The organism is Methanolobus profundi (genome assembly GCF_900114835.1).
Taxonomy (GTDB): domain Archaea; phylum Halobacteriota; class Methanosarcinia; order Methanosarcinales; family Methanosarcinaceae; genus Methanolobus; species Methanolobus profundi.
Map to the genome: position 1 here is coordinate 456237 of NZ_FOUJ01000001.1, position 13908 is coordinate 470144.

Here is a 13908-nt window from a genome sequence, read left to right on the forward strand (position 1 = left end):
TATATATCTCTATTATCATGTTGACCTCCTTAGACATGTGCACCCGGATAATCTATTATATAAAAGTTATGTGTATCTGGATCTGTTCTTAATATTATAATATTTCACTCGATACTATCCTGAATAATCCTTCATAAATAATAATTCACATTAAAAAACATTATATATAGGGACTTAAATCTAAGGTGTCATGGATTCGTTTACAGCAATTACTCTAGCGGTTTTTTTGCCATTTATTTTGGCCGGTATATTGCCTACCGTCGCAAAACTTCTAAAGGATAAAATAGGTTGGTACGCTTCCGCAGTTGCATTCCTGAGTTTATTGTTGGTTGCTCAGGCTGCACCGGAGATCATACATGGGGAGACAATTCAGAGATCGATCGAATGGCTTCCTTCAGTGGGGATAGATTTCTCATTCTACATTGACGGCCTGAGCGTAATGTTCGGTTTCATTGTATCCGGCATCGGTGTTATCATCATGTCATACTCCAACGGATACATGTCAAAGAAAGAGGACCTTCCACGATACTACCAGCAACTCCTCTTCTTCATGGGTTCAATGCTTGGTATGGTGTTCTCTGCCAACACAATTCAGTTATTCATTTTCTGGGAACTTACAAGTATCACTTCATTCATGCTTATCGGATACTGGCGTAACAGACCAATGTCAGTGTACGGTGCAACAAAATCATTGCTTATTACTGCAACAGGCGGATTGTTCATGCTTGCAGGATTCCTTGTATTGCATGCGATCACAGGTACCTTTGACATTCCCACTATAATGCATAGCGAATCCATAAAGGAAATGTTACATGGTCATGATCTCTTCCTGGCTGCACTCATTCTTATATTCATAGGTGCTGCTTCTAAGTCAGCACAGGGTCCCTTCTACATTTGGCTTCCAAATGCTATGGAAGCACCTACACCGGTCAGTGCGTTCCTGCACTCAGCAACAATGGTCAAGGCTGGTATCTATCTTGTTGCAAGGATACACCCGATTTTCTCAGGCACTGAAGCCTGGTTCATCCTCGTAAGTGGTGTTGGTATATTTACAATGCTTCTTGCAGGTTTCCTTGCGTTCAGGCAGACCGACATAAAGGGAATACTGGCATATTCCACAATAAGCCAGCTCGCTTACCTTATGACAATGTACGGTTACACCACACACCACGAACCTGGAATTGGTGTTGCTGCTGCAACTTTCCATCTTCTTAACCACGCAACGTTCAAAGCATGTCTCTTCCTTGTAGCCGGTATAGTGGCACACGAGACTGCGACACGTGATATCACAAAAATGGGTGGTTTGCGAAAGGAGATGCCGATCACCTTCATTGTGGCTACCATCGGAGCTCTCTCCATGGCTGGAATCCCACCTCTTAACGGTTTCTTAAGTAAGGAGATGTTCTACGAGGCATCCGTTGAAATGGGTCACCTTGTTGGGGGACCATGGAGCATACTCATTCCGGCACTTGCAGTGCTTGGTGGTGTCTTCACATTCGCTTATTCAATTAAACTGATAGACGGCATATTCCTTGGTAAGAGACCAACAAAAGGATTGCCAGATCACATACATGATCCTTCAATGATCATGCTCGCACCTGCCATCTTCCTTGCAGGTCTTATCATACTCTTCGGACTTGTACCTTCAATTCCGGTACACTATTTCGTCGGACCTACAGTTTCAGGTATCCTTCTGGAGGAAGTACATCTGCACGTTAAGCTCTGGCATGGAATTACTCCGTCATTGATAATGACGATCGTTACCTTTGCACTGGGTCTTCTTACATACACGCAGTATGGAAAGATAGCAGACTGGCAGGACAGGTTCAATGCAAAGTTCCCATGGATCAGTGTCAACTACTATTATGATGCAGCTGTGGAGAATGCCAAGAAGGTAACATCCAAGTTCTCTAACAGAATGCAACCAGGTCCGGTAAAGACCTATGTAGTAGCACTTTTACTGCTCTTCATTGCAATGTTCGCGATACCTGCAGCAATGCTTGCAACAACTCTGGTACCACAGAACCTGAACTTTGATGTACCATTGTACGAAAGCATCATCTTCCTGTTCATGATCGCATCAGCACTTGGAGCTGCATTACTTCCAAGATACATACCTGCGATAATATCGCTTTCAGGGCTGGGTTACCTTGTAGCTCTCCTATTCATATATCTGCAGGCACCTGATCTTGCACTGACACAGGTGCTGGTCGAGACCCTTTCAACTATAATCTTCCTGCTGGCTATAGTGAAGATCCCACAGAAGTTCAGGGAGCACATCCCGAAGACCACTCTTGTAAGGGACCTTCTTATCTCCGTTACAATAGCTTCGATCGTGTTCATCTTACTGATAAACGCAACACAGGGAATAGTCCCACCATTCGAGTCCCTTTCACATTACTTCGTTGAGAAGAGCCTTTCACTTGCAGGAGGTCACAACATTGTGAATGTGATCATTGTGGACTTCAGAGGATACGATACACTTGGTGAGATCTCGGTTCTCTGTCTCGCAGCATTTGGTGTCTATAACCTTATTCACAGCAGAGGTGATGATCAGTGACCACTTTGATAACAAAAACAATAACAAAGATATGTTTGCCTTTGATCATCCTCTTTTCAATATCCCTCTTACTTGCGGGTCATAACAACCCGGGAGGAGGATTCATTGGTGGTGTCATGTTCGCTTCGGTCATAGCACTGACATACGTGGCATATGGCCTGGACTATATCAAATCGTTCTTTGATCCGGATTGGAGCAACTGGTTCGGATTCGGCTTGCTGCTGGCATCCCTTACGGCCTTTGCAGCACTTGCCTTTTCACATAACTTCTTCAGGAGTGCAGTTGAATTTGTCCATCTGCCATTCTTCGGGGAAATAGAACTTGTATCTGCAGGACTGTTCGATATCGGTGTCTATTTCGTCGTAATTGGCGGGCTGCTTTCCATTTTCAAAAACGTAGGTGATGACAAATGAACAATACACTGCTTTCCCTTACAATAGCAATACTGTTCGGTATCGGTACATTCCTTATCCTTCGCCGTGATATTGTCAGGGTGATCATAGGACTGGGTGTATTGTCGCATGCGGTCAATCTTCTGATCGTTTCAACAGGAGTGTTCGATGGAACAACAGTACCTATCATCACAGATGATGGTGGACACGGTGCTGCTGAAGCGACCGGTACTGTCTTTACAGATACACTTTCACAGGGTATCCTTGCACCTGTGCTCGAAGCTGGTCATCATGTACAGTACGTTGACCCTCTGGTCCAGGCACTGGTACTTACAGCAATTGTTATCAGTCTGGCAACAACTGCATTCATACTGATCCTTGCGTACCGCATCTATGAGGAATACGGGACAACTGACATCAGGGAACTCAGGAGGCTCTGGGGATGATCGCACTGGAAGACCACCTGCCTATCATACTGATAGCAACGCCAATTCTTATGGCATCTCTCATGGTGCTTTTAAGAAAGCATCCCGGTGTGCAGAAAGCATTGAGCGTTTCTGTATCATTCATACTTGCAATACTGAGCGTACTTCTTCTCCTTCAGGTCTGGTCAGGAGGTATACAGGCATATGAAGTAGGCGAATGGGGTAAATACGGTATCATACTGGTTGCCGACCTGCTCAGTTCAGGAATGGTCGTGCTTACATCTTTCGTGTCATTCCTGGCACTTATCTACTCACTTGATTACATAGAAGAGAAGTCACTGAGCGCATCATATTATCCGCTCTTCAGTCTGCTTGTGGCAGGACTTAACGGTTCCTTCCTTACAGGGGACATATTCAATCTCTTTGTATTCTTTGAGATACTCCTGCTCTCATCATGCGGACTTGTAATAGCAAATGAGAAGGGAGGAGTTACAAAAAGCTCGGATAAGATGGAAGCGACATTCAAGTATCTTATACTCAATATGGTAAGTTCCATTGTGATGCTTATTGCAGTAGCTTCCCTTTACGCAACAACAGGTACACTGAACATGGCAGATATCTCTGTGAAGCTCAGTGCAATGAGTGCAGCAGGAACACTTCCATGGCATGTGTTCGCCATTGCTCTTATGTTTGTGGTGGTATTCGGCAACAAGGCCGCGATATTCCCACTTCATTACTGGCTTCCTGACGTGCATCCTACCGCACCATCCCCGATAAGCGCAATGCTTAGTGGTGTACTGATAAAGGTCGGAGCCTACGGAATGCTCAGGGTATTTTTCCTGATATTCATCGATACGCTTTACATTTTCAAACCGGTGATCATCTATCTTGCACTTGCAACCATAGTTGTGGGAGCAATATCAGCTGTAGCACAGACCGATGTAAAACGCCTGCTTGCTTATTCCAGTGTAAGTCAGATAGGATATGTTTTCCTTGGAATTGGTTTTGGAAGTGTATACGGACTCACAGCAGCACTGGTCTATCTTGTGAACCACGCGATCGCAAAGTCAATGCTTTTCCTTACCTCAGGTGGCATTATACACCATGCAGGTACCAGAGATATGAGAAAGATGGGTGGCATGGTCGACAGTGCACCGTTCATGTCCATGATGTTCCTTGTAGGTGCAATGTCCATTGCAGGATTACCTCCAATGGGTGGTTTCATCGCCAAGTTCCAGCTCTTTGATGCCGGTATTGGTGAGCAGTATTACTTTGCCATAGCCATTGCACTTATCTTTGCAGTATTCACTCTGTTCTACATGTTCAGGGCAATGCTGCTGATGTTCTGGGGTGAGAAAAGGGATGTTGCAGAACACGGGGAATATTCCACACATGGGACATCCCCATTGATGGCAGTTCCAATAGTTATTCTTGCACTAATGATCGTTGTATTCGGACTTTATGCAGAACCGCTTATCGCTCTTGCGAATGCAACGGCAAATCAGATACTTGACCCACAGCCATATATCGATGCTGTAATGACGAGGGTGGTAAGATGAAAAGATACATAGCCTATTCAGCTATACTCGGTCTTGTATGGTGTTTTGTTCATGGTACTGTAAATGTTAATAACTTCATACTGGGAGTTCTCATCGCACCGTTCATTATCAGGCCTTTCAAAACCCTGTTCCCATTTGACCAGGATTTCTCCTTTGCCAATGCGATAAAGAAGATCCCGGCACAGATCAAGTTCCTGTATGTGCTTATAGTGGAGATCATAAAAGCGAACATAATGGTGGCAAAGATCGTGCTGCAGCCGAAGATCGATATAAAGCCAGGTATCATCGCAGTACCAATTGATTCAAAGACCGATCTTGGTATCACTGCTATTGCAAACACAATTACACTTACACCCGGTACACTGACCATTGATGTGTCTGATGACAGGTCCATACTGTATGTGCATGCCATAGATGCAACAGATCCGGAAGGTGTAGCCCAGTCCATAAAGGATGACCTGGAAAAATACACAATGGAGGCATTCGAATGAACTTGCTTGAATATTCACTTATCTTTATGGTGATATCCTTCATCCCCTGTCTTTACAGGGTCATTAAAGGACCTACCATTCCTGACAGAGTGGTAGCCCTGGATGCAATGACAACGGTCATTGTTGTCATGCTTGGTATCTACTCATTTGTAAAAGAGTCCGTTTTCTTCATGGATGTAGCACTTGTTCTTGCTGTTATATCCTTTGTAGGGACCGTAACTATAGCAAAGTATCTTGATGAAGGGGTGGTATTTTGAGCACTATGTCAATGGTCCTTGAACTGCTGAGCAATGCTGTCCTGATCATAGGACTTTTCTTCGTATTCCTTGCAATGCTCGGACTTGCACGTCTGCCTGATGTATATAACAGGCTTCACACAACAACGAAGATCGGAACCCTGGGTGCATTTAGTGTCATGCTCAGTATCCTGCTCAAGGTCGGCTTTTCCCCCATGGGTGTAAAAGCAATTACAGTGGCACTTTTCATCCTGATCACGTCACCAGTGGCAGCTCACATGATAAGTCGTGCAGCTCACAGGCATGGTGTAGGTCTCTGTAAGGAATCTGTGATCGATGAATATGGCAAAGCCTGTGAATCGGCATGTTCCATAAATGAGAGAGAATGATCTGTTTGTCAGATATAATTGATATGTTATGTTCTGGTTGATCCCAGAACACTTTTTTTATAAGCCTTAAAGAACCAAGATAATTATACAGGATGAGTTTAGCCGTTTGTTCAAAATCTTTAGTATAACTATTTTTCCCACGACAAACCTATTTTCTCTCCCTTTATTATGTGCGTGAGCGGGCTGGGGAGTGGGGGTTAGTGTGGGAGTGGGGTTAAAAAAACAGACCCGCTCACAGCGTGTGTAGAGGGAACTATCCTATATAAGCGTTACCGTTTTGTGACGGCACAGGTGCTATATATGACGAACTAGGATAAAATATAAATAACGATGTCATAATTGTCATATTGAATTTATACTAATATGTTTGTATCCAGGAACACAAAACCTTATGTGTATATTGGTCAATATGGTTCTCATTCTATTGAACTGTATGTATCTGGTCATATTTCCCATCAGGGCAAATTCCAAGTACAAATTATCAACTTCTTATATATGATCTATGAAAAAGAACACACTGGTATTCCATATTGAAGATGCAGCTCATGAAGAGCAATTAGAGGAAGCTGCGAAGATACTGAAGCAAGGTGGTCTTGTTGCTTTTCCAACAGAGACCGTATATGGGCTTGGAGCTGATGCTCTTAATGAGAAAGCAGTGATGCAGATATTTGAAGCTAAAGGCAGGCCTGCTGATAACCCGCTCATAGTTCATGTAGATTCAAAAGAAAGCTGCCGGAAGCTTGTAAAAAGCATACCTGAGAAGGCAGTGATCCTTATGGATAAACTCTGGCCAGGTCCTCTTACATTGATAATGGAGCGAAAGGAAATAGTTCCTGATGTGACCACAGGCGGACTGGATACCGTTGCCATAAGGATGCCAGAGAACAAGGTCGCATTGGAACTGATAAGGTCAGCAGGAGTTCCTGTAGCTGCACCAAGTGCCAATGTTTCCGGCAGACCCAGCCCAACAACTGCTGAGCATGTTCTTTGTGACCTTTCCGGGAAAATAGATGCTATTATCGATGGAGGAGAGGTTTCCATAGGTGTTGAATCCACAGTTATAGACATGACGACCGATGTCCCTGTGATATTAAGACCGGGAAAAGTGAGCAAAGAGGACCTTGAAGTGTATATAGGCGAAGTGAGTATCGGGTATGATGACAAGGTCCATCCTGAAAGTAAGACCGTCCGCTCACCTGGTATGAAATACACACACTATTCACCAGATTCGAGTGTTATCCTGGTGGAAGGTGAACATGGTAAGGTCGTTCCAAAAATGAAAGAGCTGCTTGCAGATCTTGATCAAAGGGATGCAGGGGTCGCGATGCTACTTACAGAAGAAAGTATTCCCAGTTTTCCATCCGTTACATCATATTCCCTTGGTAAAAAGGACATGCCTGAACAAGCTGCAAAGAACCTCTTCTTTGGACTCAGGCATCTGGATGAAAAGGATATAGATATAATAATAGTAGATGGTTCTTTCAGGCAGGAAGGAATAGGAATGGCTGTCTTTAACAGGGTGCGTAAGGCTGCGGAGATGGTGATAAGGGTATAGTGATATTATGAACACAGATAAAAAAAAGATGATACATGCTAAACAAAAGAGCGTTGCCATCCTCAAACGCAACAGGCAACTGCTGAAGATCGATATACTTGTACTAAGTATTGGCCTTGCATTCTCATACTTTGGTAATGAGGGTATTGGAAACCCAATACTGTGGCTTGGTGTAATAATATTTGTTTATTCAATAGCATCCAGTTTTATGGTTAAGAGACAACTGATCTAGTAATTAGTATATGTGTAAAATTTACTATATAATTATACTAAACATTATTTCGCAAAAAAGTTTCTCTAATGTTTATGAGGGTTGAAGTTCAACTAAAAATGGGTGGTCGTAATATGTCTCCGTCATCCCCAGCTTTACATGGGGGCATTTTTATAAAGTACCACTATCAGATACCACCAAGCAATAAACAAAGCGAAGAGAGGACCGGAGACAGGGCTATTTGATCCCTGTCTCTATCCTTACAGTTATTTTTGTGTATTTCTTTAATTGTGGTCTGGTTCGTTGTTCATTTTTTGTTCCTGAAAATATAATGTCACTACCGTTTGCTCTTTTCGGATGCTAGATCGCGTGATGTTAGATGGAATATTCAGTACTGTATTTTCTTAGCATTTGTTGATCACATAACAACTTCCCTTAATATTTATGTTGAGAGTAACGATGAACTATCTTGTTCGTCTGTTGATATGCATGCTCTTCAATGATGTGCCGATCAGGCCTTTTTCAACCAAAGTAGTATTATTCTGAAACAATAGTACTGAACTTTATTTCAAAGAACAAATCTGTATTATTGATTCTTACCACTATATAATATTCAAATTCATTCTATTTCGTGGGGTTGTCTGGGTTATTGTCCAGATCAACTAGTATGGTGCTGGTAAACATTTTCGCTTAGACGCAGTCTTGTTTTCGGCACCCCTATTAATATCTGTAATAAGGAGGATAGGAATATATGGAGTTAAGAACACGGCACAAGCTGCTGATCATTGCGATTGTCATCATGGCAAGTATAGCAATGGTACAGGGAGCTTTTGCTGAAGAAGTAAATACACTCAGGCTATATGGTGAAGATGGGATGGCAACTCCAAACTTCCCATATGAAACGCCTGAAGGACCATTTAGTCCGCTAAGTGATGAAGCACCTTATAAGGACTTTGTCACGTTCAACCCGGCACTTTTTGAAAAAGGTATTGTTGTAGATCATGCAAATGCCTATGAGAAAGTGTTCGCAAGACAATATTTCGTTCCAAACTATATGGAACCTACTGGCCGTGTATGGCTGGATAACGGTGACTTCATCAGGTACTCCGATGACATTGTGACCGAATATACCTATATGCTTGTAAGCAAGGTGGATTACCAGCCTATAGAAGGAACCGCAATGGATCCACAGACCGATGCTTACTGGACCAAGTTCTGGTTCCCTATAGCTGACAACGATGATGATCAGATAGGTCTTGATGGTATGGATGCCAACGGTGATGGTGTAGATGATATGGTACACCTTGAAATGGTCGGTGACTTCGACACACTTGATAACAACGGTGATGGTTACAAGGATGTCAAGATGGCAACCGATTCATTCCAGCTTCAGGTTGGCGACGAATTACAGTTCCTTGATCACATGGTGGTAGTCAAGGATGTAACTCTTAGTGGCCTAAATGGAAACCCACTTATTGCACTGACACTGGATGTATATTATACAGGTAATGATGAACCTGAGCTCATACACCAGAACTATCAGGCAAGCATCGTTCCAGGTGACTATCTTGTTGCAAGCAGACACGTTGTAGCAGACAGCATGGAGCCAGACTTTGATTATTCATGGTTCCTGAGAGCAGATGCCGTAAGCACTAACTATGCATACGTGACCGTAGGACGCACACTCTATCAGGGAGAATCATTCTTCGTTGATGGTGCAGAATATGATGTTGCTGCTATCTTTGGAAGTGTTGATGATGGAAGCTGGACCTACGATAACACTGTCAAGTACATAACCATCAGGAACCCTGTACCTGAAGATTATGATGTTGATCTTGGTGACCTTACAGTTATCAAGGAAAGTGTATCAGCAAACGAGATCATTCCAATGCTGCCACCTTTCAACAAGGACCACATCATGATAGATGATATCGATCTTCCAAGCACATACACTGGTTATCTGGATCACACATACACATGCTATGATGCAGATTTCACAAATGTTGGAGCTCGCATGCTGGATGCCGATCCTATGGAGATCTACTTCGTTGACGAAGGATACGAGGAGAGGTTCGATACCAACCTGCTTGAGATCCTTGATGAAGGAAAGACCGAGGAATGGCAGTGGCTTGACATCATGACACTACCTTACCAGTACAAGGAATTTGTCTATCCTGAATGTCCTGATGTAAGTGGAAGCTATGCAGACTTTATCCTGACAAGTTCATTCGAGGCACCTTACACAAGGTTCTGTGAGAATCCTGCATACACATGCTGGTCAATGGAAGGTCTTGACAAGAGGCTTATGTTCGAGTATGATCAGGAGAGAGGTGTAGAGGATATCTATCTTAACGAGCTTGATGCCCAGACCAACGGACTGAGACTCTATGGCGGAAGCCAGGATGTAGCAGATCTGATGGATGCTACATTCCCATATTCGGAGGATAATCCTGAGGGACCATTCGATCCACTCAACAATGAAGCCCCTGAGATGGACTTTGTTACAATGAGCCCTGCTGTCCTTACAGACAACAAGATCTTTGTGAACAATGCTGACTCTTCACAGAAGGTATTCCTGAGGCAGTGGTTCGATCCTGACTACCATGAGCCTGCAGGTGATGTCTGGCTTGACACATCCTATGACTACATGAGAACAAGTGAGGATATCGTTAACGAATACACTTACATGTTCACTACCAAGAACTCTTACTATCCAAAGGAAGCTACAGCACTCGATCCAGATGATTCAAGCTTTATACTCGATCATGTCGGAACAGGTGCAAGCTGGACCAGGTTCTGGTTCCCTGTAGCTGACAACGATGATACCCAGATAGGTATTGACGGCATGGATGTCAATGGGGATGGCATAGACGACATTACTGAACTGAAGGCAGTTTCAGACTTCAATGACGATGGACGTATAGACGTTGCGATATCTTCTGAATCATTCCAGCTTCAGACTGGTGTCCAGAATGCTAATGGCAATTCAGAAATACAGTTCCTTGATCACAAGGTAATTGTAAAGGACGTTACAGTTGCAGGTGCAAACTCCAACCCATTGATCTCACTGACAATGGATATCTACTACACCGGTAACGATGAGCCAGAACTTATCGAACAGAACTACCAGGCAAGTATTGTTCCGGGAGGAGCTGTATGTGCAGGCAGACACGTTGCTATTGTCAACCATCCGGGAATCTTCGAGTACCCATGGTTCATCACAGCTGACGCAGCAAGTGAGACATATGTCTACGTGACCGTTGGTCGTATACTGCATACTGGTGAGTCATTCTTCGTCGATGGTGCAGAATATGATATTTCCATGATCTATGGTAGCACGTATGAAGGCGATGACCTGTACAACGCAACAGTCGTCAACAGCCTGAAGTACATAACCATCAGGAACCCTGTACCTGAAGAGTATGAGGTAGATCTTGGTGATCTTACTATCGTCAAGGAACCTGTAATGCCAGAAGAGACCATCCCACTGCTTCCACCATTCAACGGTGACCATAGGATCATCGATGATATCGACGTGGAGCCATATGATGTGACCGATATGACCTGCTACTACGATGATAACACCGCAATAGCAAGCCGCATCTCATCTGTAATGGGACCACTTGACATCTACTACACAGGTGCACCTGAAGTAGAGGACAGATTCCACAGTAACCTCTTTGAGATACTCTGTGAAGGTACTGTTCTTGCACAGACAGCAGAGATCGAACAATCTTCTGTATGGGAATCCTGGAAGTGGCTGCACATCCGCACACTACCTGATGAGTACAAGGAGTTCGTCTATCCAGATGTCTGGAACTACAATGGAATTGGTGACTATCTCGTTACCAGCTCATTCACTGCTCCAAACTCCGATCTGTGCTACGAGGACTTTGAAGAAAAGTATCGTGACGCTGATGTACAGAGGCTCATGTTCTACCATGATCCAGCAAATGGTATTGGTCTTTACATGAACCAGGCAGAAGGTGCAGTGTTCTCAGGTGACGGCACAAAGGGTGATTTCGATAACAATGGAGTCATTAACTTCACCGATCTTTCAGCTTTTGGACTTGCTTACAACTCTGTAACAGGAGATGCTAACTATGATCCTCTTGCTGATTTCGACAACAATGGTGTAGTTGATTTCACAGATCTATCAGCCTTTGGACTTGTCTATAACACATAACTGGACACTTAGAAGGTGAAAACATGAATGATAAGAAACTAAGGGGATTTGCAGAAAAGACTGCACTCCTTTTAATATTTTGTACATGCATCCTGTTGGGGATGAGTGCCGCAGCCGCAACAGCTACTGTTGCAGTTGATGATTCTGCTGCACAGGGTCTATCACCGGGAGATACATTCAGTGTTCCTGTTACATTAGATTCAGACGGGGATATTGTATCATCTTTGAGTGTTGAGCTTATGTACGATCCATCTGCAGTTTCAGTTGCAGGCATTACTCAAAATGGCCTGTTCGGTACTGTCCAGAATACAGACTACATAATTGCTCAGGGCAGTGGTGATGATGGTGCAGGTACTATCTACTATGGAATTGTAGGAACATCTACAACTGCAGGAGTAAAAGATGGCGACTTCATTACAGTTGAGTTTGAAGTATTGCCTGCTACAGCCAATGGTTCTTACCCATTGGAACTGGGCGATGTCGAACTTTTGTATGGTGCAATTCCATTTACAACAAGCACAGAAGATGGTGTTGTAACAGTTGGTGAAGATGTTGTGGTCGTAGATGAGTATCCTGAGGTCTATGTATTCCCGGCAACTATCTATGCAAACACTGGTGACACATTTGAAGCAAAAGTTAAGCTGGATTCTGACGGTGAAATTGTTTCTGCACTTTATGTAGAACTAGCTTATGATCCGTCGGTTCTCAGTGTAGTTGGAATTACGCAGAATGGTCTCTTTGGCGCTGTGGAAAGCACTGACTATATACTTGCTCAAGGCAGCGGTGATGATGGCGCAGGTACCATTATTTATGGAATTGCTGGAACAACTGCAGAAGCAAAGGCTGGAGATTTCATCACAGTTGAATTCGAAGTCTTATTGAGCGCAGCAGATGGAAGCTATTCACTTGACCTCATGAACGTTGAGCTCTTGAATGGTGCAGATGAAGTATCTGATGCGGTTGTAACTGATGGAGCAGTTGAGATCACGAACATACCAAATGTGGTCCCTGATCCTGAGATCATATCTCACACAGATGGTGAGATCGTTTCACAGGTGGAGATCGTGGAAGTTTCTGATGCATCCGGAGAAGATGATATCATGAGCACTACAGTTGAGATCTTTGCAGATCTTAATGAGGACTGTACAGCTGATGATGTCGGAGAGGACTGGGTAGTAATAGGAACTGACACAGATGGAACAGATGGCTGGAAGGTCGTACTTGACACAACAACCGTTCCAGATGGAAAGTATCTCGTAAGGGCTACTATGGATGACGGCAGAGACACTGGATTCTACACTGTATGTGTTACTGTGTACAACCCAGATGGAATCCTGCTGCAGCCAGGATGGAACTTTATCTCAGTACCTGAAGCACTTGAGAATCCTGGTGTTAATGATGTGCTAGCTGACTTTGACAGCACAATTGTTGACACTGTGCTCTATGATGATATTTCAAGTGGAACAAATTCAATGGTAATTCCAACAGAATTCGAACCACTGAAGGGATACTGGGTACACAACAACCTGGATGAGGACATCGTCATTCTGGAAGAATATCTCCAGAAAGCAACGACCATGCCAACGACACCAGCATCACTACATCTCTATCCGGGATGGAATGCTATAGGACATACGGCTCTTGATGAACAGTCTGCAGAGGTCGCTCTTGTAGCGATCGATGGATGCTACATCAAGGTAAGAGGTCCATGGGTTCCTTCTGCAAATGAATATGCATACATTGGTCTGAACATTGATGACGGGTCAGAACTGACCGGTAACTTTGTGACAACTGCTGATTTCAAGCTGGATGCATATGAAGGATTCTATGTACTGGTGCAGGAGGAGTGTCTGCTAGGTTAAGGAGGCAAAAGACAGAATTAGACAACTAAGGTGAGATACGGG

Annotated in this window: 11 protein-coding genes; all 11 read left to right on the forward strand. The window is 43.7% G+C overall.

Going from position 1 to position 13908, the window contains the following annotated elements:
- Positions 1 to 190 precede the first annotated feature (190 nt).
- The 11 genes from mbhE to BM008_RS02325 all read left to right on the forward strand — a co-directional run bounded on the left by mbhE (position 191) and on the right by BM008_RS02325 (position 13866).
- Positions 191 to 2560, forward strand: coding sequence for a hydrogen gas-evolving membrane-bound hydrogenase subunit E (gene mbhE / locus BM008_RS02275; protein ID WP_091932605.1), 2370 nt, complete (start codon positions 191 to 193; stop codon positions 2558 to 2560).
- On the forward strand, positions 2557 to 2973 hold the full coding sequence (locus BM008_RS02280; RefSeq protein ID WP_091932607.1) for a monovalent cation/H+ antiporter subunit B: 417 nt from the start codon (positions 2557 to 2559) through the stop codon (positions 2971 to 2973). Before mbhE ends, BM008_RS02280 begins: the two co-directional genes overlap by 4 nt.
- Positions 2970 to 3398: an NADH-quinone oxidoreductase subunit K gene (locus tag BM008_RS02285; protein ID WP_091932608.1), complete on the forward strand. Its 429-nt coding sequence runs from the start codon at positions 2970 to 2972 to the stop codon at positions 3396 to 3398. The genes BM008_RS02280 and BM008_RS02285 overlap by 4 nt, the downstream gene beginning before the upstream one ends.
- Positions 3395 to 4936, forward strand: a complete 1542-nt coding sequence (locus tag BM008_RS02290; RefSeq protein ID WP_091932614.1) for an NADH-quinone oxidoreductase subunit M — start codon at positions 3395 to 3397, stop codon at positions 4934 to 4936. Before BM008_RS02285 ends, BM008_RS02290 begins: the two co-directional genes overlap by 4 nt.
- The gene (locus BM008_RS02295; protein ID WP_091932626.1) at positions 4933 to 5427 is read left to right on the forward strand and encodes a Na+/H+ antiporter subunit E; all 495 of its coding nucleotides are present in this window, start codon (positions 4933 to 4935) and stop codon (positions 5425 to 5427) included. The genes BM008_RS02290 and BM008_RS02295 overlap by 4 nt, the downstream gene beginning before the upstream one ends.
- Positions 5424 to 5684 carry a cation:proton antiporter gene (locus BM008_RS02300; RefSeq protein WP_091932627.1) on the forward strand — a complete coding sequence of 87 codons (261 nt, stop codon included), beginning with the start codon at positions 5424 to 5426 and terminating at the stop codon, positions 5682 to 5684. The genes BM008_RS02295 and BM008_RS02300 overlap by 4 nt, the downstream gene beginning before the upstream one ends.
- A gap of 5 nt (positions 5685 to 5689) precedes the next feature.
- Complete coding sequence (gene mnhG, locus BM008_RS02305) at positions 5690 to 6052, forward strand: monovalent cation/H(+) antiporter subunit G (RefSeq protein WP_091932629.1); 363 nt, start codon at positions 5690 to 5692, stop codon at positions 6050 to 6052.
- Positions 6053 to 6554: 502 nt separating this feature from the next.
- Positions 6555 to 7607, forward strand: a complete 1053-nt coding sequence (locus BM008_RS02310; protein WP_091932630.1) for an L-threonylcarbamoyladenylate synthase — start codon at positions 6555 to 6557, stop codon at positions 7605 to 7607.
- Between the two features lie 7 nt (positions 7608 to 7614).
- Positions 7615 to 7839: a hypothetical protein gene (locus BM008_RS02315; protein ID WP_091932632.1), complete on the forward strand. Its 225-nt coding sequence runs from the start codon at positions 7615 to 7617 to the stop codon at positions 7837 to 7839.
- A gap of 730 nt (positions 7840 to 8569) precedes the next feature.
- Complete coding sequence (locus tag BM008_RS02320; protein ID WP_091932634.1) at positions 8570 to 12004, forward strand: hypothetical protein; 3435 nt, start codon at positions 8570 to 8572, stop codon at positions 12002 to 12004.
- Positions 12005 to 12027: 23 nt separating this feature from the next.
- Positions 12028 to 13866 carry a cohesin domain-containing protein gene (locus BM008_RS02325; RefSeq protein WP_091932635.1) on the forward strand — a complete coding sequence of 613 codons (1839 nt, stop codon included), beginning with the start codon at positions 12028 to 12030 and terminating at the stop codon, positions 13864 to 13866.
- Positions 13867 to 13908: the final 42 nt, after the last annotated feature.